A 25,391-nucleotide genomic window follows, 5' to 3' on the forward strand; every position below is an offset into this window, starting at 1 on the left:
GCCTCGCGAACGGCTTGTGCACTGCAGCGCAGCCTGCGCCGGGCCGCCCGTGACAACGCCCCTTGCCCCTGACGAAACAGCGAACCCGGGCTGGGCCCTGTTTGACGACAACCTTCCCGACGGCGAGCACCTGTGGCTGACCGACCTGCAGTACACGCTGTGCTGCCGCTCGCCAGGCGAGATCGAATCCACGTTCGGCAAGATCGAGGCTGCGCGCAGGCAAGGCCAGTGGGTTGCGGTGGCCGCAGCCTACGAACTGGGTTATGCACTCGAACCCCGGCTGCAGGCCTTGCTCCCCGCCGACGACGCCCCGCTGCTCCGTGCCTGGGTGTTTGCAGAGGGCGAACGCCTGTCACAGGCCGAGAGTCTGGTCCGGATAGAGGAAGAACTGTCGCTCCTCGACGAGCACCTGCAGAACGCAGGTGTGGCAGCGCTTGAGCGCGGCATCGAACGGGCTGACTACCTTGCGGCCATCGGTCGCATCCGCGAACTGATCCACGCCGGGGACTGCTATCAGGTCAACTTCACCTGGCCGCTCACCGGCACGATCTATGGCTCGCCACTGGCGCTGTACCGGCGCCTGATGGAGGCGCAGCCGGTCGGTCACGGCGGATACATCGCGGATGCCGGCGGCGCCATCCTGTCGCGCTCGCCCGAACTCTTCGTCGAGCGCAGCGGCAAACGGCTGAGCTGCCGCCCGATGAAAGGCACGGCGCCGCGCTCGAGCGACCCGAACGCACTGGCAAGCTCGACGAAGGATCGCGCCGAAAACGTGATGATCGTCGACCTCATCCGCAACGACCTTGGTCGCCTCGCGCCCGCAGGTGGCGTCAAGGTCGAATCGCTCTGCACGATCGAACCCTACCCGTCGGTGTGGCAGATGACATCGTCCGTCCATGCAGAGCCGGTCGATGCCGATCTGATCACGGTATTCCGCGCCCTGTTTCCCTGCGGTTCGGTCACCGGTGCGCCGAAGATCCGCGCGATGGAGATCATCCGCGAACTCGAGCGCGAGCCGCGCGGCCTGTACTGCGGTGCGCTCGGGTGGGTCGCACCCGATGGCGACTTCAGCTTCAACGTGCCGATCCGGACGCTGAACGTGCAACCCGACGGCCGCTTCCGGCTGAACCTCGGGAGCGGCGTAGTGGCGGACTCGGACGCTGAGTCCGAATGGGAAGAATGCCTGCTGAAAGGGCGCTTCCTGACTGCCCTCGGCGCACCGTTCGGCCTCATCGAGACCCTGCGCTGCGAAGTGGGCGCCGAACCCACCTTCCCCCTTCTCGAGGCGCACCTGTCCCGACTGCTGCGCTCATCGCGGCATTTCGGCCACACCTGCGACATCGGTGCGCTGCGGTCGGCCCTGCTGGCCCATGGACGCACGCTGACGCCCGGCATTCACCGGGTCCGGCTGGAGCTCTCGTACGCAGGACGTTTCGTGATCGCCAGTCAAGTGCTGGATGCACCGCCCGATACGCCACCGGAAATCGTGCAATGGCCCGAACGGGTCGACAGCGCGGACATGCTACTGAGGTACAAGACGACGGCGCGCGAGGCCTATGATCACGCACTGCACGACGTGCTGGGCCGCGGGTATTTCGACGCGGTATTCCTGAACGAAAGAAACGAAGTGACCGAGGGCGCTCGCAGCACGGTCTTCATCGACACCGGCGACGGCATCCTGCACACACCGCCATTGTCGGCGGGCGTGCTGGACGGCGTGCTGCGACGGCAGCTGCTAGGAGACGGGCGCGCAATCGAACGCACGCTGTCGATGGACGACTTGCGCAGCGCCCGGGCAATCTACGTCGGCAACGCCCTGCGTGGATTGCAGCGGGTGACGCTGGCAGCGCCGGCTTGAGCCGGGAGGTCCGGCGCTGCCCCAGCGAGCAGCCCCGGGCAGACCTTACTTCTTGCTCTTGCTCTTGCCCTTGGTCACGACGGGCAGGGAATCGAGCACCGCGACCAGCTCTTTTGCCGAACGCTCGCCCAGCAGTTTGAGACCGGCACGCAGCACTTCGGACTTTGTTGCCAGCCGTCCGGCACGTGCCAGCGCGGTACGTATTTTCTTGAGCGCAGCCTGCTCGCTCTTGGGCATCGAGAACGAATCCCGTACCACCTTGCCCGCCTTTTCCTTCTTCGGCTCGACGCTCGCAGCCGGGAGCTTGATGACTGCAGGACCGGCGACCGACTTCTTCGCACCGCCGGACGTGCCGGCCACGGCTTTCGCAGGCGCCACCTTCGCCGCCGCTGTTCCAGCGGACTTGACCTTGGCCGCCTTGGGCTTGGCTGCTGCCGGTTTAGCTGCTGCCGGTTTGGCTGCGGCGGATTTGGCCGCTGCCGGTTTGGCCGCTGCCGGTTTGGCCGCTGCTGGTTTGGCCGCTGCTGGTTTGGCCGCTGCCGGTTTGGTTGCTGCCGGTTTGGTTGCTGCCGGTTTGGTTGCTGCCGGTTTGGTTGCTGCCGGCTTGGTTGCTGCCGGCTTGTCCTCTGCTTTCGCCCCGGCTTCGGCCTTGGGCTTTACAGGCGTCTTTTCTGCAGCGGGTTTCGCCACCGCAGCACGCGTCGCGACCGCGGCAGGCTTGGCCGGCGCAGGCTTCTTCGCCGCGCTTGCACGACGTCGGGCCGGGGCCTTGGAAGTCGCCGTCGCAGCGGGTGCGGCCGCAGCAGCAGACGCGGGAGCCGTCACCCGCTCGGCAGCCGGCTCGGCAGCCGCGACCGGTTTCGCCGCGACCGGCGCTGCCGGCGCAGGCTTTGCTGTCGCGGGCTTGCGAGCACGCGGGGCCCGCGGCGTCACGGGCTTTGCCGCGGGCTTCGCGGCAGGCTTCGCAGCCTGAGCGGACCTGGTCGCCGTCGCCGCGACCGCGGCCACTTCGGGCAAGCGTCCGGCAACCGAGGCGTCTTCCTGCTTGAGCGTGGCACGCAGTGCCGACTGCGTCTTGTTGCGTGTGGTCATTTTGTTTCTCCTGTCAGTTCAAGGACCGCCGCTACGAGACGGTCCACTTCATCACGGGCCTGCCCGGCACTGCGCCCCAGCCGATATACCGACCCGCCTTCGACTGCGCTCTGGGCGTAGGCATTACGCTGGGCCAGGCTCGCAGCCACCACGGGCAAGGTGAATTCGCCAAGCACCTCGAGCACGTCCCCTGCCAGTGCAGTGCGCTGCACCCGGTTCGGCAGCAAGGCCGCGCGCAAGCCCGGACGGCGCGCCATGGTTGCAACCACCAGGCGCTCGACCGCACGCGTCGACCACAGGTCGGTTGGGCTGGGCACAACTGGAATCAGGATGACGTCGGCCAACTCGAGTGCGGCGAGCGTATGCGCGTGTTCGATGGATGGCGGGCAATCCAGCAGCAGCATGTCCGAACGGCAGCCGACATTGCCAACCTGCGTTTCGAGTGAGGCCAGATCGCCCTGCATGCTCATCACCGATGCCGGAAAGGGGTCAGCCGGATTCGCCGCGGCAGCCCATCGCGCCGCGCTCTCCTGTGGATCGAGATCGCACACCGAGATCCGGTAACCCGCACCTGCGAGCCCCTCTGCCAACTGCATGGCGACGGTCGTTTTTCCGACGCCGCCTTTTTGCGATAACAGGGCAATGACGCTGCACTGTTTCATTGTTACATCTCCTCTGTTGCCCAATGCGGATGCAGACACATGTCTGCTGCATTTCCGATCCGCATCAAGTAATACTTTATTATTGTCCACTCGGGCCCGACTCGTGACAAGCGCGGCGCCCCTTTCATCATTTCAAGCTATTTCGATATCTCTCGCGCTCTGGATATACTCCTCCGACACTTTCAGAGGGGACCCTAAGAATGAAACTCGAAACAATCGCCGTGCACGGTGGCTACTCTCCCGACCCGACCACCAAGGCGGTCGCAGTACCGATTTACCAGACAACCTCCTACGCTTTCGACGACACCCAGCATGGTGCCGACCTGTTCGATCTGAAGGTGGCCGGCAACATTTACACCCGTATCATGAACCCTACCACTGCCGTGCTGGAACAGCGCGTCGCAGAAATGGAAGGCGGTATTGCGGGCCTGGCGGTTGCCTCAGGCATGTCGGCGATTACCTACGCGATCCAGACCATTGCCGAAGCCGGTGACAACATCATTTCGGCGGCGACGCTGTATGGCGGCACCTACAACCTCTTCGCGCACACCTTTCCGCAACTCGGTATCGAAGTGCGCTTTGCCGACTATCGCGACCCCGACGCTTTCGCCAAGCTGATCGACGACCGCACCAAGGCCATTTTCTGCGAATCGGTCGGCAACCCGCTGGGCAACGTCACCGACTTCGAGCGCCTCGCCGAGATCGCCCACAAGGCCGGCATCCCGCTGATCGTCGACAACACAGTGCCCTCGCCCTACCTGTGCCGCCCGATCGAGCACGGTGCCGACATCGTCGTGCATTCGCTCACCAAGTACCTTGGCGGTCACGGCACCTCGATCGGCGGCGTCATCGTGGATTCGGGCAAATTCCCCTGGGCCGAGCACAAGACGCGCTTCCGCCGCCTGAACGAACCCGACGTGTCCTATCACGGCGTGGTCTATACCGAAGCGCTCGGCGCTGCAGCCTACATCGGGCGCGCCCGTGTCGTCCCGCTGCGCAACATGGGTGCAGCGATCTCGCCCTTCAACGCCTTCCTGATTCTGCAAGGCATCGAAACGGTTGCGCTGCGCATGGACCGCATCTGCGAAAACGCGCTTGCCGTCGCTACCTACCTGAAGACGCACGCCAAGGTATCGTGGGTGAATTACGCCGGCCTGCCGGACCACCCGGACCATGGCCTTGTGCAGAAGTACATGGGCGGTCGTGCCTCGGGCATTCTGTCCTTCGGCGTTCAGGGTGGTATCGAAGGCGGCGGCCGTTTCCAGGATGCGCTCAAGCTGGTCACGCGCCTGGTGAACATCGGTGACGCAAAGTCGCTCGCCTGCCACCCGGCGTCCACCACTCACCGTCAGCTCACGCCGGAAGAAATGGCCAAGGCTGGTGTGTCGCCCGACATGGTTCGCCTGTCGATCGGCATTGAGCATATCGACGACATCCTCGCCGATCTCGAACAGGCGCTCGCCGCAGTCTGAGTGAAGTGAAATGACGTCCGGCCGTGTTCATGCATGGCCGGACGCCAAAACCCTCGCTGCCGTAGTAGACTCGCGGATTGTTTCGTTTCGCCCCTCGCACGGGCACCCCGACATGCCGCTCATTCCTCAGGCACAAGATGCCGCACTTGCCGGCGATGCTTCACGCCGCCGCGCCAGCATCTGTCTCCTCCTCTCGCTGCTGGCAACACCTGCCTCGACCTGGCTGTTTCTCAATCTCGACATGATCTGGCCGCAGATCATGCAACTCGAAGGCGCGTCCTTCATGCTCGGCGCCACCGTGCTCGGTACGGTGCTGGCGCTCACGCCACTCGTGGCGGGCCTGGGTTTTCTGCTGGCCGTCTGGTATGGGGTTGAGAGCGTCTACCTGCCGCGGCGGAGCCCATCACCGCTGATCGACAAGGTCATCGTCGCCGGCGGCCTGCTGGTATGGTTCTCGCCAGCGCTGGCAGCAGCAGCGTCGATCGTCATGGGCCTGGTCCAGGGCCGCGTCCATTTCACCCGCCCGCCTCGCGATTACTTCCTCGCAACCGACCCGATCGCGTTCTGGGAAGGCATCGGTTTCTGGCTCATCATGGGCACCCTGTTCGGCCTCCTGGCCTGGCGCTACTGGCGCAACAAGCTGCTGAAGAAGGAAGCGGTGTAAGCCGCCTTTCCGGGGCTTCAATCACCCGCAGCGGCAAAGCTGGGCCGGCGACCTCACGGATGCCGGCCCTTTTGATTTTTGCTGTCGTTTTATCAGACTCAGTGCCCCAGCCAGCCCTTCCGCAGACGGCGCACCGAGGCTGCAGCCTTCTCGTCCACGGCCAGTTTGACCGCATCACTGGCGGCCGCTGCGAGTTCGACATCGAAGCACATCAACTCGTCGCGGCGGAAGGCGTGGACTTCGATTGAATCACCCGCCTGATGACGCTCGAGCATGCTGTCGAGGTTGGCAGCGCTGACCTTGAGCCCGTCGATGGCGAGCAGCACATCACCCGCTGACAGCCCGGCGAGCTGAGCCGCGCCGCCGTCATACGCGGTCGCAATCTTCGCTTCGCCCTTTCCGTTTCCACCCGCGAGCTTGATGCCGAGCGTTGGCTTCGCGCCCGGCGCCTCGGGCTGATACGCCACGCCGAAGGGCTTGAGCAGGCGTGCCAGCGGCAGGTCGTCCGTACCTTCGACCGCCTTGCGCAGCCAGCGCGCCAGCCGTGCGCCACAATCCTTGCCACCGACCTCCTCGACGATGGCAAAGATGCCGTCCTCGGCAACACCGACGCCGGTCTGTCCATGACGCAGCCACAGCAGCCGCATCACGTCATCCAGGCTGCGCTTGCCGCCGGTCTCGCTGCGCAGCTGCAGGTCGAGCGCGAGTGCGATCAGCGAGCCCTTGGCGTAGTAGCTGACGATTGCGTTCGGCGAATTTTCGTCCTGCCGGTAGTACTTGCTCCAGGCCTCGAACGAGGATTCCGCCACGCTCTGCCGATGACGACCAGGACCGCGCAGTACGGCAGAGACCGTCTTGCCCACCAGACCAAGATAGTCGGCCGGCGAGATCACGCCGGAGCGCACCAGCACCAGATCGTCGTAATAGGACGTGAAGCCCTCGAAGGCCCACAGCAGCCGGGTATAGTTTTCGACCGCCAGGTCGTAGGGCACGAAGGCGGCAGGTTTGATGCGCTTGATGTTCCAGGTGTGGAAGTATTCGTGACTGCACAGGCCAAGGAAGGTCTTGTAGCCGTCGGGCAGACCGGTCATGCCTTTCCACGGCAGGTCTGCCCGGCTGGCCAGCAGCGCGGTGGATGCGCGGTGTTCCAGCCCGCCGTAGCCGTCACCGACCAGCTGCGTCAGAAAGACGTAATAGTCCATCGGCGGCGGCGCACCGAAGAGCTCGATCTGGAATTGGCAGATGCGTTCGAGATCGGCTGCAAGGCGCTCGGTATCGCAGTCGTGGCGACCGGTGAGCACGATATCGTGGCGCACCCCGCCCGCCTCGAAATCGGCAAGCGTGAATGTGCCCATCTCGACCGGGTGATCGACCAGTTCGTCGTAATTCTCCGCCCGGTACAGCCCGAATCCGTAAGCAAACGCCGCACCGATTTCGCCGCTGGCACGCGGCAGGGCAGTCGCCACTTTCCAGTCGCGATAAGCCATGCCTTCCGGGCTCTCGATCTCGACCAGACAGGGCCGGTCGGTGCGTCCCTCCACTGCAAGAAACACACTGGTGCCGTTGAAGAAGCCATGCGTCTGGTCAAGATGAGCCGCGCGCACCGACAGATCCCATGCATACACTTCGTAGTGCAGCGTCAGCGGTTTTCCCGCTGCAAGCCCGGTGACGAGCCAGGTGTGCTTGTCGAGTTTTTCGACCTTCGCGGCCTTGTCACCCGACTCTGCGCGCAGGCTCACGACGTGACGCGCGAACTCACGAATCATGTAGCTGCCCGGAATCCAGGCCGGCAGGCTGAAACGCTGGCCTGCGGGGTCCGGATCACTGACCGTGCAGCGCAGCTCGAACACATGGGCTTCAGGACGCGAGGGGCGGATGAAATAGCGGATCGGGGCAGTCATGGGCAGGACGGGCGACAGCGGCCGGAAAACGGAGAAGTCACGATTTTAGGCGCTTTGCGAGGAGCTGCCTATTTATTGTGCAGCACGAAAAAATCCTGTTGCTTCAAGGCGTTTGAACGCTCCCTCACACCTTGTCCACAGCTTCGCCCACGGCCTTCGGGGATAAACCCGATGGGTCGGGCCTGTTTTCCACACCCCGGGCAAGAAATTCGTGCGAATCGCCACGAAAAACACTGGACAAACGTCAAACCTGGCCAAAAGACAGGTCTGAGCCTCCACTTCTCCGGACTTGCCTCATTTTTAGGCAGACGATGAAATCCCTTTCGATTCAAGGAGGTTTCGGCTTCCCTCACACCTTGTCCACAGCTTCACCCACGCCGCACGGGGATAAACAGGATTGATCGAACACACAATCCACAGGCCGCGCAGAAAATACGTAGAAACCGCAGCAGAAAACAGTGGACAAATCGCCAACAAGGCCCGGAAACGGTCTTGAAACCACCATTTCATGGGACTGCCTCATTTTTAGGCAAGCCTCGAAAAGCCTGTTGATTCAAGGCCGTTGTGGACTCCCCCACACCTTGTCCACAGCTTCATTCACCTTGATCGTGGATAAACACAGTTGATCAAAGAAAGGGCCGGCATCGAATCCACTCTGCGCTTTGTTGGTGCAGCGCGCTTGGCAGATAATCCGGCACGGAATTTCACAAAGGTACAGATCGATGCCCCCATTCAACGCCGTCTTCCTGGACATCACCCCGCTCGACCAGAACGATCTCGACCTTACTTCGCTGCGGGAAGCATTTTCTGGCTTTCAGACTTACGAGCACACCCCGGCTGAGCACGTGATCAGCCGCCTGCAGGGGGCCCAGGTCGCGATCGTCAACAAGGTCAATCTGACGGCTGAAGTGCTTGCGGCCTGCCCGCAGCTTGAACTCGTGCTGGTTTCCGCGACCGGTCTGAACAACGTGGATCTGGACGCGGCGAAGGCACGCGGGATTGCCGTGTTCAACTGTCAGGGCTACGGCACCGCCACCGTTGCGCAACACACGCTGATGCTGTTGCTGGCGCTGGCGACCCGGCTACCGGATTATCAGGCTGCGGTAAAAGCGGGCCAATGGCAGCAGGCAAAGCATTTCTGTCTGCTCGATTTTCCGATTGTCGAACTGGCGGGCAAGACCCTTGGCGTGCTTGGCCAGGGCGAACTCGGCGGCGCAGTAACGCGACTGGCCGAGGCATTGGGCATGCGCGTGGTGGTCGGCAATCTTCCCGGGCGTCCGCCGAAGGTGGATCGTCTGTCCCTGGATGCCTTGCTGCCCGAGGTCGATGCGCTCACGCTGCACTGCCCGCTCACCGAGCAAACTCGCAATCTGATCGGCGCACGCGAGCTCGCACTGATGAAACCCGGCGCCTTCCTGATCAATACCGCGCGTGGCGGACTGGTTGAAGAGCAGGCGCTGGCCGATGCGCTGCGACGCGGACATCTCGGCGGCGCCGCAACCGATGTGCTGATTCAGGAGCCCCCGGTCGCTGGCAACCCCCTGCTGGCCGACGACATACCACGCCTGATCGTCACGCCACACAGCGCCTGGGGCAGCCGCGAGGCACGTCAGCGCATCGTCGATCAGCTGGTCGAGAACACGCACGCGTTCAGGTCGGGGAACGCGCTGCGTCGGGTTGCGTGAGACGGATAAGGCCTCGCTGAGCAGGATGGTACGCGCGGGTCCGGCGGCCCGCGCCACACGGAATCATGTGGATTGCCGTTGTGACTGTATTTATTTACAGTCCACACATGATCCCGCGCTTTGCCGAACTCCATTGCCTGTCTAACTTCAGCTTCCAGCGTGGCGCTTCGCATCCCGAAGAGCTGGCCACGCAGGCGGCGGCCTTCGGTTATGAGGCGCTTGCCATCACCGATGAATGTTCGCTGGCGGGGGTTGTGCGTGCGCATCGCTGCATTCGCGAACATGCGCTGCCAGTGCGGCTCATCATCGGCAGCGAGATCCGGCTCGAGGATGGCCCGGCGCTGGTGCTCGTGGCCTGCACGCGCAAGGGATACGGTCAGCTCTCGCGGCTGATCACCCGCGGCCGCCGCGCCGCCGAAAAGGGGCATTACCGGCTGCTGCGCAGCGATCTCGAACACGGGCTGGACGATTGCCTGGCCGTGCTGCTGCCACCCGACCTGCCCGACGAAAACACCGAGGCCGCCGCCCACTGGCTCGCCAGTTGTTTTCCCGGTGCAGCCTGGATGGCCTTCATGCAGACACTGGATGGCCGCGACGCTACCCGTCTGACGCAACTGCGCCTGATCGGCGCACGCACCGGCCTGCGCCTCATCGCCAGCACCGGTGCGCTGATGCACGACGCCAGCCGCCGCCCGCTGGCCGATGTACTCACTGCGACGCGCTTGCTCACCACCGTGGCCGATGCCGGGCTGGCGCTCGCCGCCAATGCCGAGCGCCGGTTGCAGGCGCGTGAAGTGCTCGGGCGCCGCTTTCCACCCGATCTGCTGGCCGAAACCCTGGTACTCGCCGAACGCTGCAACTTCACGCTCGACGAACTGCGCTACGAGTATCCGGAAGAGCTCGTCCCTGCGACCGAAACGCCCGCCTCCTGGCTGCGCAAGCTGGTCGAAGCGGGGCTGCGCTGGCGCTACCGCAAGGCAGCCTCAGCCGAACACGCCCTCGCCTGCGCAGCCCGTACGGAAGACGACCCGGCGCCCGCCAGGGTTCGTCACCAGATCGAGACCGAACTCGCCCTGATCGGCGAACTCGCCTATGAAGCGTATTTCCTCACCGTGCACGACATCGTCCGCTTTGCCCGCAGCGCCGGCATCCTGTGTCAGGGGCGCGGCTCCGCTGCCAACTCGGTGGTTTGCTGGGCGCTGGGCATTACCGAAGTCGACCCTTCGCTTGGCATCATGCTGGTCGAACGCTTCATCTCGCGCGAGCGCCAGGAACCGCCCGACATCGACGTCGACTTCGAGCACTCGCGCCGCGAAGAGGTCATCCAGTACATCTATCGCAAGTACGGCCGTGAGCGTGCCGCGCTGGCCGGCACCGTCATCAGCTACCGCTCGCGCAGCGCGCTGCGCGATGTGGGTCGGGCGCTGGGTTTCGAAGCCGCACAGATCGAGCGCCTGACCCGCGACCGCTACTGGTTCGACGACGGACAGATCATTCCCGAACGGGTCCGCGAGGCCGGTTTCGATCCCGACAGCCCGCAGCTCATCCAGCTGCTGTCGCTCACCCACGCCCTGATCGGCTTTCCGCGCCACCTGTCGCAGCACGTCGGCGGCTTCGTGATTGCGCGCGGCCGGCTCGATGAGCTGGTCCCGATCGAAAACGCCGCCATGCCCGACCGCACCGTGCTGCAGTGGGACAAGGACGACCTCGACACCCTCGGCCTGCTCAAGGTCGACGTGCTCGCGCTCGGCATGCTCTCCGCACTGCGCCGTGCGCTCGACATGGTATCGGCGTGGCGTGGCACCCCGCTCAGCCTGGCCAGCATCCCGCGCGAGGAGGAAGCGGTGTATGCCATGCTGTCGCGCGCCGACACCATCGGCGTGTTCCAGATCGAATCGCGCGCGCAGATGACCATGCTGCCACGGCTCAAGCCGACGCGTTTCTACGACCTGGTCGTCGAGGTCGCCATCGTGCGCCCGGGCCCGATCCAGGGCGGCATGGTCCATCCCTATCTCGAAGCGCGCACACGCAAGGCCCGCGGCGATGATCCGATGGCCGGTCTGCGGCATGAGATCCGCGCCGTGCTGGAACGCACGCTGGGGGTGCCGATCTTTCAGGAGCAGGTGATGCAGCTCGCGGTGGCGGCGGCCGGCTTCACCGGCGGCGAGGCTGATCAGCTGCGCCGCTCGATGGGCGCATGGCGGCGCAAGGGCGAACTCGAGCGTTACCGCAACAAGCTGCTGCAAGGCATGGCCGCCAACGGCTACGAAGCAGAATTTGCCGAACGCCTGTGCAAGCAGATCGAAGGCTTCGGCAGCTATGGTTTTCCGGAATCCCATGCGGCCAGCTTCGCCTTGCTGGTCTATGCCTCGGCCTGGCTCAAGTGCTTCGAACCCGCAGCCTTCCTGTGTGCCCTGCTCAACAGCCAGCCGATGGGCTTCTATTCGCCCTCGCAACTGATACAGGACGCACGCCGCCATCAGGTCGAGGTCCGCAGCGCGGACGTCAATGCCAGCGACAGGGAATGCACACTGGAGGCGATTGACGATGAGGAGCCCGGTCCTGATCGTGCACACACGAACCCTGCCGTGCGTCTGGGCCTGTGCATGATCCGCGGGCTCGGCACCGAGACCGCCACCCGCATTGCCACCGCCCGCGCCACACGGCCCTTTGCCGACGTGGCCGACCTCGCCACGCGCGCCGGCCTGGATGCCGCCACCCTGCAACGCCTGGCCGCGGCCGACGCCCTCAAATCACTGGCCGGCAACCGCCGCCAGGCCTTGTGGCAGGCCACCGGCAACAGCCCGCTGCCCGGCATGCTCAAAGGCGCAGCCGGCTACGAAAACGCACTTCGCTTCGCCCCGCCCTCGGAAGCAGAGGATCTGCGTGCCGACTACAACAGGCTCGGTTTCACCCTCGGTCGCCACCCGCTGAGCCTGTTGCGCACAACCCTGCGTGGCATGCGCTTTCTGGACGCCACCGAGATCATGCACTGCCCCGACCGCATGCTCGCCCGCGCCGCTGGCATCGTGACCTGCCGCCAGCGCCCCGGCACCGCCAATGGCACGATGTTCATCACCCTGGAAGACGAAGCAGGCCTGATCAACATCATCGTTCGCCCCGAGCTGGTCGAACGTCAGCGCCGGCAGCTTCTGGGCGCGAAGCTGCTGGGGGTGTACGGACAGATCAGCCGCCAAGGCCAGGTGGTGCACCTCATCGCCGGCCGCGTGGTCGACCACTCCGCCCTGCTTGGCCAGCTCGAGACCCACAGCAGGGACTTCCATTGAGGCAGCCCCGGGGGGCACCGCGCCGCACGCATGACGTTGGACGCGGCTCCGGATCTGCGCCAGAGTTCACCCTTTGCACACAACAGAGACAACAGTGAACTCGGAAACGCAGGCTCGAACCGATGCGGACTTCATCATTGTCGGCGCGGGCATTGCCGGTGCCTCGATCGGATACTGGCTGGCGCCCTTCGGCCGCGTCCTCATCCTCGAACGCGAATCGCAGCCCGGCTATCACGCCACCGGACGCTCCGCCGCGATCTTCGTGCCAAGTTACGGAAACGCTCAGGTGCGGGCACTCACCCGCGCAAGCCTGTCTTTCATGCAGTCGCCCCCTGCAGGCTTCACCGGCCACCCCTTGCTGAGCCCGCGCGGGGTGCTGGTCGTGGCCACACCGGACCAGTTGCCACACCTCGATGACTTCTGGCGCGAGCTGCAGACCACCTCATCCACCGCCCGCCGTCTGTCTGCGGCCGAGGCCTGCGCAATGGTGCCGGTCCTGCGTCCGTCGCAGGTCGCGGCTGCGGTGTATGAAGAGGGCGCCTTCGATATCGACGTCAACGCATTGCATCAGGGCTTTCTCAAGGGGGTACGCCACGCCGGCGGTCAGGTCGTGTGCGACGCCGAGTTCAGCGCCGTCGAGCGCAGCGGCGAGGTCTGGACCCTTAGCGCCGGCACACGCAACTGGACGGCACCGGTGCTGATCGATGCCGCCGGCGCCTGGGCCGACATCGTCGCCGGGCTGGCGGGCGTCGCACCGCTGGGACTGGTGCCGAAACGACGCACGGCCTGCATCCTGCCCGCACCCGCCGACATCCCCACCGCACACTGGCCGATGGTGCTCGGCGCAGCGGAGGACTGGTACATCAAGCCCGATGCAGGCGCCTTGCTCGCCTCACCCGCAAACGCCGACCCGGTGCCGCCGCAGGATGTACAGCCCGAAGACCTGGATATCGCCCTGGCGATGTACCGCGTCGAAGAGATGACCACGCTGGACGCAAGCCGCCCGCGAACCCCGTGGGCCGGCCTGCGCACATTCGCTTCCGACGGCGGGCTGGTCGGCGGTTTCGATGATCGGGTGCCCGGTTTCTTCTGGGTGGCCGCACAGGGTGGCTACGGCATCCAGACCGCCGCTGCAATGGGTGAAGCCTGCGCAGCGCTGGTGCGACAACTGCCGCTGCCGGCCCACATTGCGGCCGAAGGGATCAGCGAGGCCGCGCTCGGACCTGCCCGCATCCGCAACGCGCAGTAAGTGCGCCTCATGCTGCCGGGCGCACTGCCGCCCGCAGCGCGCGCACTCGCCAGCGGGCTGGCATCACGCACCCACCGCGAGTTGATCGATCCGCCCTTGCAGATGCTGGCGCAGCAACTGCACCGCAGGGCCGATCTGGCGCCGGCTGGCACACAGCAGGTTGAGCGGGCTGGACTCCCCCGACCATGCAGTGCACAGCGCCACCAAGCGCCCATCGCGCAGGTCCTGCTCGGTGTCGAGCCGCGACTTGTAGGCGATCCCATGCCCGGCCACGGCCCAGCGCCTCACCGTCTCGCCATCGTCGGCGATGCGGTTGCCCCTGACGTTGACCAGGCTCTCTTCGCCATCACGTGAAAAGCGCCAGCGATCGTGCACCTGATCGCTGAGCATGAAGCACAGGCAGTTGTGGCGAACGAGATCGGCAGGCGTCTCGGGCCTGCCATGACGTTCGAGATAGGCCGGCGATGCGCACAACACCCGCCGGTTGCCGGGCGCGAGGGGCAAGGCCACCATCCTCGAGTCCGGCGGATTGCCGTAGCGGATCGCAATATCCACCGGCTGCTGAAACACATCCGCAACCCGGTCCGACACCTGCACCCGCAACTGCAGGCGCGGATAGTCCGCAACAAACTCGTCCAGCCAGGGCAACAGCAGACGCCGCCCGATGTCTGACGGGATGGATAGCTGCAGGCTGCCACTGAGTTCGAGTTGTCCGGCCGTTGCCGCCCGTCTGCCCTGATCAAGCAACTCCAGCGCCTGCAGACAATGCTGCAGATAGGCTTCCCCCTCCTGCGACAGTCGCTGACTCCGTGTGGAGCGCACAAAGAGCCGCACGCCGAGATCGGCTTCGAGCCGTTTGAGTGAGGCGCTTGCCGCAGCCGGGGTGATGTCCATCATGCGCGCCGCGGCGCTGAGGCTGCCGCCCTGAACGGTGCGGACGAAGATTTCGAGATCCTTGAGCGCAATCATTATCAAATCTTGTTTGAAATACCTTCTTCATTATCGGCGTTTTTCCGCGCAATGAAGTCGTGCATCATCCAGACATTCGCAACGCACCGATCACGAAGAAGGAATCAGCATGAAAGCCATCGCCTATCAGAACGCCCACCCGATCGCCGATGAAAACGGCCTGCAGGATGTCGTCCTGCCCGAACCCGTTGCCACCGGTCGCGATCTGCTGGTCGAGGTCAAGGCCATTTCGGTCAATCCGGTGGATACCAAGGTCCGGGCCAACGCCAGCGCAGAGGCCGGTGGATGGAAAGTGCTGGGCTGGGATGCCACCGGGGTTGTGCGTGCAGCAGGTCCTGACGTAACGCAGTTCAAGGTCGGTGACCGCGTCTGGTACGCCGGCGACATCACCCGTCCGGGCACCAATGCCGAACTCCACCTGGTGGACGAGCGCATTGTCGGTCACATGCCCGCATCGCTCGATTTCGCGCAGGCCGCAGCCCTGCCGCTGACCTCGATCACGGCGTGGGAGATGCTTTTCGACCGTCTGCGCCTGAAGGCCGACACCACGCCGACCAACGAGCGTCTGCTGATCATTGGCGCGTCTGGTGGCGTCGGTTCGATCATGACCCAGCTCGCCCGTCGTCTCACCGGCGCCACGGTGATCGGCACCGCATCGCGGCCCGAGACCGAGGCCTGGGTGCGCGAACTGGGGGCGCATCACGTCATCAATCACACCCGTCCGCTCGCCGAAGAGCTCAAGCGCATCGGCATTGACCAGGTGACCCACGTCGTCAGCCTGACCAAGACCGACCAGCATTTCCCGCACATCGTCGAAGCCATCGCGCCGCAGGGCAAGTTCGGTCTCATCGACGACCCTGAGCCCATCGACGTCCGCCTGCTCAAGCGCAAGAGCGTGTCGCTGCACTGGGAACTGATGTTCACGCGCTCGATGTTTGGCACCGAGGACATGATCGCCCAGCACCGCCTGCTCGACGAAATGGCCCGTCTGGTCGACGCCGGCACGATCCGCAGCACGGCCGCCGAACACTTCGGCAGCATCAACGCCGCCAACCTGAAACGGGCACATGCGCTGCTCGAGTCCGGCAAGGCACGTGGAAAGATCGTGCTCGAGGGCTTCACCGGCTAAACGATGGCCCGAACGCGGACCTGACCGGCTCGCCGGTTCGACGGCTGCAAGGCATCGATCTGGCACTCATCCTGCTTTCCGGGTCACGGGAGGGGTGCAGGCGTCTGCGCCCTCGCGACCAAATGGAGCGCATCATGCAGGCACTTGCCAGCCGTACCGACAAGCACGGAAACCCTGTCCAGATCGGCGATGAGGTTCGCATTCTCAGCATCAGCATGGATTCCGACATCGACGACGATGAACGCGAGATGTTCGAATTCATGCTGGGCGCGATCTGCGAGATCGAACGCTTCGATGCGGACGGCCGCGCCTGGGTGTCGATGTGGTGGAGCACCGGCGAGGGCAACGCCACAACCAGTGTCGGACTCGCGACACACGAAATGGAGCGGGTCACCAGCCACTGCCCCAAACCGTCCGCCTGAAGCGGCGGCTCAGCCGGCCTCGCGCGCGACCGGGGCGCTTGCGGTCATGGAGTCCACCGCATTCACGGCGGCCTTGACCGCAACCGGGTCAAGCGTCAGCGCAATGTGACCGAGGCCGGGTATCAGCACCACCGGCACGTCCCTGCCCGCGCTGCTAAACACTTCGGCAAAGCGGTCGGCATGGAAGGCCTCGTCGTTTTCACCTGCCAGCACAGAGAGCGGCACATCCGCCGTATTACGGATGTTGGCGCGATAGTCCTGCTGCGGACGAAAATTCTGTGCGAGCGGAAAACTGTAGGACGCCGTGAGCTGCGCCTTCGACGCCTCGTCCAGCGCGAAGCGGGTGACGGGAAGCGCATTGAACGCACGCACCCCGGCAGCATTCAGTACCCCGAGCGCAATGTATCGGGGCAGCCCGACGCTGACCCAGCCACCACTGTTGGGGCGTTGACTGCGCGCGTCCTGGCTGATGAAGGGCGACAGCAGCAGGTAGCCGGAAAACAGCGCCCTGAGCGGGCTTCCCGCAACACGCAGCACAAAGCCGCCCCCCGAAGAAAAGCCCGCCAGCGTCACCGGTTGCGGCGGCGCGACCACGCGCACGAAATCCTCGAGGTCGTCTTCAAGCTGTCCCACATAGTCGATCCGGCCCTTGTTACCGGACTCGCCGTGGCCCCGCACATCGAGCGCACAGGCAACATAGCCGGCCGCAGCAAAGGCGCTCGCCATCACATGCATGCTCTGACTGCTCGCAGAGGAGCCGTGCACCAGCACCACGCTGCCCTTGCGGTCGTGTTCGCCAGACATGTAGGTGCGATACGCGAGCGCGCTGCCGTCGCGCGCCCGATAGCGCTGCAGATCAGGCAAGCCCGAGTAATCCACCGCCTTGAACGGCGCACCGATGCTGTCCATCGGACGCGGCTCGGCAGGACCGCCGAAGGCGATCGCCAGCCCCGCAAGCGAGACCACGATGCATGCACTGACAAGCAAGGTGATAAGCAACACGTTCATTCGGTGAGGTCTCCAGCGTCGGCAGCACGTCCGGACCTGCCGGACGGCGATGAACCCGGCCGCCGTGCTCCGCCGGGCAGGATCAGACCATGACGCCGAACAGGGCACCGACCCCGGCGGTCAGCGCCATGGCGAGTGCGCCCCAGAAACCGACGCGGATGACTGAGGTGAGAACCGGCGCCCCGCCCGCATTGGCCGCAAGCGCCCCGAGCAGGGCAAGAAAAAGAAGCGAACTGCCTGATACCGACCACATCAGCGCCGACACCGGCACCAGCAACACCACGAGCAGCGGCAGCGCCGCCCCGACCGAGAACGCTGCGGCGGAAGACAGCGCCGCCTGAACCGGCCGCGCCGTGACCGTATCCGAGATGCCGAGTTCGTCGCGTGCATGGGCGCCGAGCGCATCATGGGTCATCAGCTGGGCGGCGACCTGCCCCGCAAGCTCGCGATCGAGCCCACGCCCGACGTAGATGGAGGTCAGCTCCATCAGCTCGTGCTCGGGGTCAGCGAGGAGCTCCCTGCGCTCGCGCTCGATGTCGGCCCGTTCGGTGTCGGACTGCGAGCTCACCGAAACGTATTCACCTGCGGCCATCGACATCGCCCCGGCGACCATGCCGGCCACACCTGCAATCAGGATGCTGGAGGAGGACGCCTCTGCCGCTGCCACGCCGAGGATGAGGCTGGAGGTGGACACGATGCCGTCGTTGGCACCGAGCACCGCCGCTCGAAGCCAGCCGATGCGTTGGGTGTGATGCTTCTCTACATGTCGCATGCGGGTCGCTCCACGCACGGCATGGACCGCATGCCGTCAGAAAAAGTGGCGCCAGAAAGCAGAACCGCGCCCTGGGGCGCGGTTCTGGGACTCAGATCAGAGCGTTTCGAGACGAAGTCGGGTGACCTTGCCTTCGACAACGTCCAGAGCCTCGATGCGGGCAATGGCGGCGTTGGCGTTCTTCTCCACCGTCTGATGCGTGAGCATGATGATGTCGGTCTGCGACTCGCCCTCGGCCGGTTCCTTCTGGATCATCGCGTCGATCGAGATGTCGCTGTCGGCCAGAATACGGGTGATGTCGGCCAGCACGCCCGGCTGGTCCTCGACCCGCATGCGCAGGTAGTAGGAGGTGATGATCTCGTCGATCGGCAGCACCGAAAGATCCTGCACCTGATCGGGCTGGAAGGCCAGATGCGGTACACGGTGCTCGGGATCGGCGGTGTGCAGGCGGGTGACATCGACCAGGTCGGCGATCACGGCCGAAGCGGTCGGCTCGGCGCCGGCGCCCTTGCCGTAATACAGGGTGGCGCCAACGGCATCGCCCTGCACCAGCACTGCGTTCATCGGGCCTTCGACGTTGGCGATCAGACGCTTCTCGGGGATCAGGGTCGGATGCACGCGCAGCTCGACGCCATCGTCACGCTTCTTGGCAATGCCGAGCAGCTTGATGCGATAGCCGAGTTGTTCGGCGTAGCTGATGTCAATCGACTCGAGCTTGGTGATGCCCTCGATGTGCGCCTTGTCGAACTGCATCGGGATACCGAATGCAATGGCGCTCATGATGGTGGCCTTGTGCGCGGCGTCGACGCCTTCGATGTCGAAGGTGGGGTCGGCTTCGGCGTAGCCCAGCGCCTGCGCTTCCTTGAGCACTTCGGCAAACGGCAGCCCGCGGTCGCGCATCTCGGACAGGATGAAGTTGGTGGTGCCGTTGATGATGCCCGCCAGCCACTGGATGCGGTTGGCCGACAGACCTTCGCGCAGTGCCTTGATGATGGGGATGCCACCGGCCACTGCGGCCTCGAACGCCACCATCACGCCCTTTTCCTGGGCTGCGGCGAAGATCTCGTTGCCATGCACGGCGAGCAGCGCCTTGTTGGCCGTGACCACATGCTTGCCGTTTTCGATGGCCTTGAGCACGAGTTCGCGCGCCACACCATAGCCACCGATCAGCTCGATGACGATGTCGATTTCGGGGTCGGTAACCACGGAGAAGGCGTCGTCGGTCAGCTTGACGTCGTCACCCGCGACTTCGCGCGCGAGAACGAGGTTCTTGTCCGCCACCGTGGTAATACGAATCGGCCGACCTGCGCGACGGGTAATTTCCTCTTCGTTGCGTTTGAGGACGGTAAAGGTGCCGCCGCCGACGGTACCGATGCCCAGCAGGCCCACGTTGATCGGTTTCATTCAGTGCTTCCGTGTTGGTCGTTGAAGAATTGGAACACCACGGCTCAGGTGCCGTGACGTTTGCGATAGTTTTCGAGGAAGCGGGCAATGCGCCCGACTGCGTCGCGCAGGTCGTCTTCATGCGGCAGGAAGACGAGGCGGAAGTGGTCCGGTTGCGGCCAGTTGAAGCCGGTGCCCTGCACCAGCAGCACGCGCTCTTCCTCAAGCAGTTCGGCGATGAAGGCCTGATCGTCGACGATCGGATAGACCTTCGGATCGAGCTTCGGGAACATGTAGAGCGTGGCCTGCGGCTTGACGCAGCTCACCCCCGGGATGGCGTTGATCAGCTCCCAAGCGAGGTCACGCTGACGGCGCATGCGCCCGCCTTCGGCCACGAGGTCGTTGATGCTCTGATAGCCGCCGAGCGCAGTCTGGATGGCGTACTGCCCGGGAACGTTGGCACACAGTCGCATCGAGGCCAGCATGTTGAGGCCTTCGATGTAATCCTGTGCATGACGCTTGTCACCACACACCACCATCCAGCCGGCGCGATAGCCGCAGGAGCGGTAGTTCTTCGACAGGCCGTTGAAGATGATGGTGAGCACGTCTTCGGACAGCGCAGCCAGCGAAGTGTGTTCGATGCCGTCGTACAGCACCTTGTCGTACACCTCGTCCGAGTACAGGATCAGGTCGTGTTCGCGTGCGAGCGCGACGATCTGCTTCAGCACCGAATCCGGATACACCGCGCCGGTCGGGTTGTTCGGGTTGATGACCACGATCGCCCGCGTATTGGGGGTGATCCGGGCGCGCATGTCTTCGATGTCGGGCAGCCAGCCTGCGGCCTCGTCGCACATGTAGTGCACCGGCTTGCCGCCGGACAGACTCACCGCAGCGGTCCACAGCGGGTAATCGGGGGCTGGAACCAGCACCTCGTCACCGGCGTTGAGCAGCGCATTCATCGCCATGACGATGAGCTCGGAGACGCCGTTGCCGATGTAGATATCCTCGATTCCTACATTCTTGATGTTCTTCTGCTGCGTGTAGTGCATCACTGCCTTGCGCGCAGCGAAGATGCCCTTCGAATCCGAATAGCCTGCCGAATTGGGCAGGTTGCGGATCATGTCCATCTGGATTTCTTCGGGCGAGTCGAAGCCGAACGCGGCCAGATTGCCGATGTTCAGCTTGATGATCTTGAGACCTTCGTCTTCCATCTGCTTGGCGCGAACGAGCACCGGCCCGCGGATGTCGTAACAGACGTCGGCGAGCTTGGCAGACTTGCGAATCGGACGCGCGGCGGCGGCCTCGGCCCGGAGCACAGGTTCCGTGGGTGCCGTTGCCAGATTCAAAGTCGTTGCCGCTTTCATGTCCTTCGTCCTTTATGTCTGCCCCCGGAATACCGCGGAGCGCCGGTTCGCCACCTGTGACAGGAAAGTCCTGCTCGCGCAAATGGAGAAAAGGTTGCTATCTTAGCCCCGCCGCCCCGGCGCGGCAATTTGCCCCGACCTACTTCTCGAATGTAAAGCCATGAAGCTACATCAAGACCAGCCTGACAGCATCAACACCGTGACCGGCTACGGTGCAGACCATGTCCTGATCAACAAGGTCCGCCACGATGGCAACCTGATCCTCACCGCCGAGCGCATCGTCGCCGACTGGGCGCCGGGCGGCTTTGCCGGGCTCAGTGCCGACGATCTCGCTCAGGTCTGCTCGGTGGACGTGGAAATCGTGCTCATCGGCACCGGCACCCGCCAGCGCTTCCCGTCGCCCGCCCTGCTGCGCCCGCTCATCGACGCCCGGATTGGCTTCGAAATCATGGATTTGCCCGCTGCGTGCCGCACCTACAACGTCCTCGTCGGCGAGGGGCGTTCGGTGGCAGCCGCCCTGCTCTTCGACCCTGCACAGTAAGCCTGAGGCGACGCCCAGTCATCTTGCGGTAATTGTCATGAATACCCTCTGTCCGGTACGCTGCGCCAACACCCACGACAGGAGACGCAATGACAGCAATCCCCCCCGCCGATTTCAGTCTTCCCGCCACCAGTGGCCAGACTGTGAGCTTGTCGGCTTTGCGCGGAAAGAAAGTCGTGCTGTACTTTTATCCTAAGGACAACACGCCCGGCTGCACCAACGAAACGCGGGACTTCGGCGCGCTGCACGCAGCGTTTGCGGCGGCCGGTTGTGAAGTGTTCGGCATTTCCCGGGACAGTCTGAAGTCACACGAAAACTTCAAGGCCAAGCTCGAACTGCCGTTCGAGCTGATCTCGGACGCCGACGAAACCGCCTGCACCATCTTCGACGTGATCAAGATGAAAAACATGTATGGCAAGCAGGTGCGCGGCATTCAGCGCAGCACCTTCGTGCTCTCCACCGACGGCTCGGTGGCGCGCGAGTGGCGCGGGGTCAAGGTACCCGGCCATGCAGAGGAAGTCCTCGCTTTTGTCCAGTCGCTCTGATCCCGCCCAAAGGTCCTCGAAAATGCCAGCTGCCACTACGAAAAAGACGACCCGCCGCCGCGCCGCCCCGAAGACCAAACTCTTCGTCCTCGACACCAACGTGCTGATGCACGACCCGACCAGCCTCTACCGTTTTGAAGAGCACGACATCTACGTGCCGATCATGACGCTCGAAGAGCTCGACAACAACAAGAAGGGCATGTCCGAAGTCGCGCGCAACGCCCGCCAGGCCAGTCGCATGATGGACGAGATCGTCACCGCCTCGCCCGACGGCATCGAGGCGGGGATCGAGCTCAAGGGCCCGTCGCGCGACCTCGCGACCGGCAAGCTCTTCCTGCAGACCGAAGCGATCAATGTCACCCTGCCGGCAGCGCTGCCCACGGCCAAGGGCGACAACCAGATCTTGGCTGTCGTCATGTTCCTGGCCGAAAAGGAACCGGGCCGTGGCGTGATCCTGGTGTCCAAGGACATCAACATGCGGATCAAGGCCCGCGCGCTCGGCCTTGAGGCGCAGGACTACTTCAACGACAAGGTGCTCGAGGATACCGATCTCCTCTACACCGGCACGCGCGAACTGCCCGCGGACTTCTGGGAGACCCACGCCAAGGGCATGGAGTCGTGGAAGAACGACGGCCACACCTACTACCGCCTGCAGGGCCCGCTGACTGCAGACCTGCAGGTCAACGAGTTCCTTTACCAGGATGGCGAAACACCGCTCGAAACGCTGGTGAAGGAGCAAAGCGGTCGCGTCGTGGTGCTGGAAACCCTCACCGACTACAGCCACCAGAAGAACAACATCTGGGGGATTACCTCGCGCAACCGTGAGCAGAATTTCGCCCTCAACCTGCTGATGAACCCCGAGATCGATTTCGTCACCCTGCTCGGCCAGGCCGGCACGGGCAAGACGCTGCTGACGCTGGCAGCAGGTCTGACCCAGGTGCTCGAGACCAAGCGTTACTCCGAGATCATCATGACCCGGGTCACCGTGCCGGTGGGCGAGGACATCGGCTTTCTGCCCGGCACCGAGGAAGAGAAGATGGCGCCGTGGATGGGCGCGCTCGAGGACAACCTTGACGTGCTCAACGGCACGACGGGCGAAGGTGGGGACTGGGGTCGCGCCGCAACACGTGACCTGATCCGCAGCCGGATCAAGATCAAGAGCCTGAACTTCATGCGCGGGCGCACCTTCATCAACAAGTTCCTGATCATCGATGAAGCGCAGAACCTGACGCCCAAGCAGATGAAGACCCTGATCACCCGCGCCGGTCCGGGCACCAAGGTGGTCTGCCTGGGCAACGTCGCCCAGATCGACACGCCCTACCTCACCGAAGGCTCGTCCGGCCTCACGTTTGCGGTCGATCGTTTCAAGGGCTGGTTGCATTCGGGCCACATCACCCTGCAGCGCGGCGAACGCTCCCGCCTCGCCGACCACGCCGCAGAAGTGCTCTAAGTCAGCCGGTAAGGCACAACCCGGGGTCACCCGGGCCGGGCGCGAAGGCGCTCAGGCCCGGGTGACCCCGGTTCCGTTTTGCGTCCTTGTTACGCACACGGACGCTCATCGACAGCGCCCTTGCGGGATGCTGTCCCGTTGAAAATTCAAGTTTTGCCGGCATCACGCCGTTAACCAGACATTCCCGCCCGACAACTGCTGCCAGGCCCCGGCCGGGCATGGGTTGCCGGGCCCTCCGCCAATACGGAAGCGCGCCCCATGAGCACTACGAACACCAGAGCAACGGGGAAGGAATCCTTTCTCGACCCGCGACGCCCCATCGTCACCAAGACCGATCTCAAGGGTGTCATCACCTACGCCAATCCGGCCTTCGTCCAGATCAGCGAGTACAGCCGCGACGAGCTCATCGGCTCGAACCACAATATCGTTCGTCATCCCGACATGCCCAGGGCTGCGTTCGCCGACCTCTGGCGAACCATCGCAGCGGGTGCGCCATGGCGCGGAATGGTGAAAAACAGGACCAAGTCCGGGGGCTTCTACTGGGTGGACGCCTACATCACCCCGGTAACCGATGACGGCCGGCACATCGGCTACATGTCGGTACGCAGCGCGCCCACTCAGCAGGCACGAAGCGAAGCGGAAGCCCTCTACCGTGCGGTCAGTGAAGGCCGCCAGACACTGCAGCCGACCGCCATCGGTGGAGGCGTGTCGCTCGGCGCAACAAGTGCTGTCGGCCTCGCGCTGATCCTTGCACTGGCCGCGGCTCAGGCCTTCGTGGACGGATGGGTGGGGTTTGCGCTGCTGGGCGTTCAGGCGGTGCTCGCTCTCGCGCTGTGGATGTCGATCAAGGCAGCCGTGGTCACGCCGCTGAAGAACATGCTCGGCCTGTTCCGCCAGATTGCCGAAGGCAATCTCAAGGCCGAGGTCGCCGACGCCGGCTGCCGCGAAGTCCGCGATCTGCGCTCGGCCCTGCGTTCGATGCAGGTGAGCCTGCGCGCCCTGATCGGCGATGTGGTTGCATCCGCCAGCGACACTTCAGCGGAAGCAAGCGTGCTGCATCGGGGCGCCAACAAACTGCATCAGGGCTCGTCCGATCAGGCGGATCAGGTGTCGTCCTCCGCCGCGGCGATGGAGCAGCTTGCGGTATCGGTAGGCGAAATCGCCAGCGCAACCGAAGACAGCGCCAAACAGGCCAGTCAGGCGCTGAAGATCACGCAGGACGGGCAACGCAACATGTCGCTGGCAGCCGAGAACACGCGCCTCGTGGTGTCCGCCGTCGAGGAGAACCAGCGCATGATGGCGGCGCTGGGTGCCTCAGTGAAGAAGATCGGGGCGGTTGCCGAGGCCATCAGCGGCATTGCCAAGCGCACCAACCTGCTCGCACTCAATGCGGCGATCGAGGCCGCCCGTGCAGGCGAGCAGGGCCGCGGCTTTGCGGTGGTGGCGGGCGAAGTCACCGAACTGGCCGGTCAGACCCAGCGCAGCACCGAAGATATTGCCCGCCTGGTGACCGAGATCGCGGAGCGTGAGTCCAGCGTCACCGAGAGCATGGCCGGCCTTCAGTCCGGCGTGAGTCGCAGCGTCGAGGCGATTCAGACGCTTGCCGGCGAACTCGAGCAGATCTCGATTGCCAACACCGCCGTGTCATCGAATGCCGAGGACGTGAAGCACATGCTGTCGCAACAGCAACAGGCGTCGACCGACGTCGCCGGCATCATGGAGCGCATGAGCGGAATCACCGAGCGCAATCTCGGCACGGTGGCCGACGTCGAAGCGGCTGCGGCAGGCCTGGAAGACACTGCGCGCGAGCTCAAACTGCTGGTGGCGCACTTCGAACAGCGGATCTGAGGCGCTCGCAATCCGCTCAGGCACCCGGGCTTGTCGCAGATCAGTCCCGGGGTGCCGGGTCAAAGCCTATAATCCGTCGATTGATATCTG

At 64.3% G+C, this 25,391-nt stretch carries 20 protein-coding genes; 12 read left to right on the forward strand and 8 right to left on the reverse strand.

The genetic code is table 11. The annotated features are described in order from the left end of the window. The first annotated feature begins 49 nt into the window (after positions 1-49). Positions 50-1,858, forward strand: a complete 1,809-nt coding sequence (gene pabB, locus CEW87_RS18500; protein WP_234421579.1) for an aminodeoxychorismate synthase component I — start codon at positions 50-52, stop codon at positions 1,856-1,858. 45 nt (positions 1,859-1,903) lie between these two features. Here the strand turns inward: pabB and CEW87_RS22835 are convergent, their stop codons facing one another. Then, a complete protein-coding gene (locus tag CEW87_RS22835; RefSeq protein WP_234421580.1) occupies positions 1,904-2,950 on the reverse strand; it encodes a hypothetical protein in 1,047 nt (348 codons plus the stop codon). Continuing rightward, positions 2,947-3,612 carry a ParA family partition ATPase gene (gene parA / locus CEW87_RS18515; protein WP_108975356.1) on the reverse strand — a complete coding sequence of 222 codons (666 nt, stop codon included), beginning with the start codon at positions 3,610-3,612 and terminating at the stop codon, positions 2,947-2,949. Before parA ends, CEW87_RS22835 begins: the two co-directional genes overlap by 4 nt. A gap of 200 nt (positions 3,613-3,812) precedes the next feature. On the opposite strand from parA, the gene CEW87_RS18520 reads away from it, so the two are divergent. Both CEW87_RS18520 and CEW87_RS18525 read left to right on the forward strand, forming a co-directional pair. Then, complete coding sequence (locus CEW87_RS18520; RefSeq protein ID WP_108975358.1) at positions 3,813-5,084, forward strand: bifunctional O-acetylhomoserine aminocarboxypropyltransferase/cysteine synthase; 1,272 nt, start codon at positions 3,813-3,815, stop codon at positions 5,082-5,084. Between the two features lie 112 nt (positions 5,085-5,196). After that, a complete protein-coding gene (locus tag CEW87_RS18525) occupies positions 5,197-5,748 on the forward strand; it encodes a hypothetical protein (RefSeq protein WP_108975360.1) in 552 nt (183 codons plus the stop codon). A 98-nt stretch (positions 5,749-5,846) separates the two neighbouring features. Here CEW87_RS18525 and CEW87_RS18530 read toward each other — a convergent pair whose 3' ends face one another. Further along, positions 5,847-7,649 (reverse strand): M61 family metallopeptidase, encoded by a 1,803-nt coding sequence (locus CEW87_RS18530; protein WP_108975368.1) that lies wholly within the window; start codon positions 7,647-7,649, stop codon positions 5,847-5,849. A gap of 722 nt (positions 7,650-8,371) precedes the next feature. Here CEW87_RS18530 and CEW87_RS18535 point away from each other — a divergent pair. The 3 genes from CEW87_RS18535 to CEW87_RS18545 all read left to right on the forward strand — a co-directional run bounded on the left by CEW87_RS18535 (position 8,372) and on the right by CEW87_RS18545 (position 13,870). Continuing rightward, the gene (locus CEW87_RS18535) at positions 8,372-9,334 is read left to right on the forward strand and encodes a 2-hydroxyacid dehydrogenase (protein WP_108975370.1); all 963 of its coding nucleotides are present in this window, start codon (positions 8,372-8,374) and stop codon (positions 9,332-9,334) included. A 107-nt stretch (positions 9,335-9,441) separates the two neighbouring features. Continuing rightward, entirely contained in the window at positions 9,442-12,621 is a 3,180-nt protein-coding gene (locus CEW87_RS18540; RefSeq protein ID WP_108975372.1) for an error-prone DNA polymerase, read from the forward strand. A gap of 94 nt (positions 12,622-12,715) precedes the next feature. After that, complete coding sequence (locus tag CEW87_RS18545) at positions 12,716-13,870, forward strand: NAD(P)/FAD-dependent oxidoreductase (protein WP_108975374.1); 1,155 nt, start codon at positions 12,716-12,718, stop codon at positions 13,868-13,870. 63 nt (positions 13,871-13,933) lie between these two features. Here the strand turns inward: CEW87_RS18545 and CEW87_RS18550 are convergent, their stop codons facing one another. After that, positions 13,934-14,839: a LysR family transcriptional regulator gene (locus CEW87_RS18550; RefSeq protein ID WP_108975376.1), complete on the reverse strand. Its 906-nt coding sequence runs from the start codon at positions 14,837-14,839 to the stop codon at positions 13,934-13,936. Between the two features lie 109 nt (positions 14,840-14,948). Between CEW87_RS18550 and CEW87_RS18555 the strand changes: the two genes are divergently transcribed. Continuing rightward, entirely contained in the window at positions 14,949-15,968 is a 1,020-nt protein-coding gene (locus tag CEW87_RS18555; protein WP_108975378.1) for a zinc-binding alcohol dehydrogenase family protein, read from the forward strand. A gap of 134 nt (positions 15,969-16,102) precedes the next feature. After that, positions 16,103-16,390: a hypothetical protein gene (locus CEW87_RS18560; RefSeq protein ID WP_159098210.1), complete on the forward strand. Its 288-nt coding sequence runs from the start codon at positions 16,103-16,105 to the stop codon at positions 16,388-16,390. A 9-nt stretch (positions 16,391-16,399) separates the two neighbouring features. Here CEW87_RS18560 and CEW87_RS18565 read toward each other — a convergent pair whose 3' ends face one another. The 4 genes from CEW87_RS18565 to CEW87_RS18580 all read right to left on the reverse strand — a co-directional run bounded on the left by CEW87_RS18565 (position 16,400) and on the right by CEW87_RS18580 (position 20,917). After that, on the reverse strand, positions 16,400-17,398 hold the full coding sequence (locus CEW87_RS18565) for an alpha/beta hydrolase (protein ID WP_108975380.1): 999 nt from the start codon (positions 17,396-17,398) through the stop codon (positions 16,400-16,402). Positions 17,399-17,480: 82 nt separating this feature from the next. After that, the gene (locus CEW87_RS18570) at positions 17,481-18,170 is read right to left on the reverse strand and encodes a VIT1/CCC1 transporter family protein (RefSeq protein WP_108948511.1); all 690 of its coding nucleotides are present in this window, start codon (positions 18,168-18,170) and stop codon (positions 17,481-17,483) included. A 96-nt stretch (positions 18,171-18,266) separates the two neighbouring features. Next, the gene (locus tag CEW87_RS18575) at positions 18,267-19,574 is read right to left on the reverse strand and encodes a homoserine dehydrogenase (RefSeq protein WP_108975381.1); all 1,308 of its coding nucleotides are present in this window, start codon (positions 19,572-19,574) and stop codon (positions 18,267-18,269) included. A 44-nt stretch (positions 19,575-19,618) separates the two neighbouring features. After that, positions 19,619-20,917, reverse strand: a complete 1,299-nt coding sequence (locus CEW87_RS18580; protein ID WP_108948513.1) for a pyridoxal phosphate-dependent aminotransferase — start codon at positions 20,915-20,917, stop codon at positions 19,619-19,621. Between the two features lie 160 nt (positions 20,918-21,077). On the opposite strand from CEW87_RS18580, the gene CEW87_RS18585 reads away from it, so the two are divergent. From CEW87_RS18585 to CEW87_RS18600, 4 genes are all read left to right on the forward strand, one after another. Next, on the forward strand, positions 21,078-21,458 hold the full coding sequence (locus tag CEW87_RS18585) for an Mth938-like domain-containing protein (RefSeq protein WP_108975383.1): 381 nt from the start codon (positions 21,078-21,080) through the stop codon (positions 21,456-21,458). An 89-nt stretch (positions 21,459-21,547) separates the two neighbouring features. Continuing rightward, positions 21,548-22,003, forward strand: coding sequence for a peroxiredoxin (locus CEW87_RS18590; protein WP_108948515.1), 456 nt, complete (start codon positions 21,548-21,550; stop codon positions 22,001-22,003). A 22-nt stretch (positions 22,004-22,025) separates the two neighbouring features. Beyond that, a complete protein-coding gene (locus CEW87_RS18595; RefSeq protein WP_108948516.1) occupies positions 22,026-23,453 on the forward strand; it encodes a PhoH family protein in 1,428 nt (475 codons plus the stop codon). A gap of 258 nt (positions 23,454-23,711) precedes the next feature. Continuing rightward, complete coding sequence (locus tag CEW87_RS18600) at positions 23,712-25,301, forward strand: methyl-accepting chemotaxis protein (RefSeq protein ID WP_108975384.1); 1,590 nt, start codon at positions 23,712-23,714, stop codon at positions 25,299-25,301. Positions 25,302-25,391: the final 90 nt, after the last annotated feature.

The sequence above is a fragment of the Parazoarcus communis genome (genome assembly GCF_003111665.1).
Classification (GTDB): Bacteria; Pseudomonadota; Gammaproteobacteria; order Burkholderiales; family Rhodocyclaceae; genus Parazoarcus; species Parazoarcus communis_B.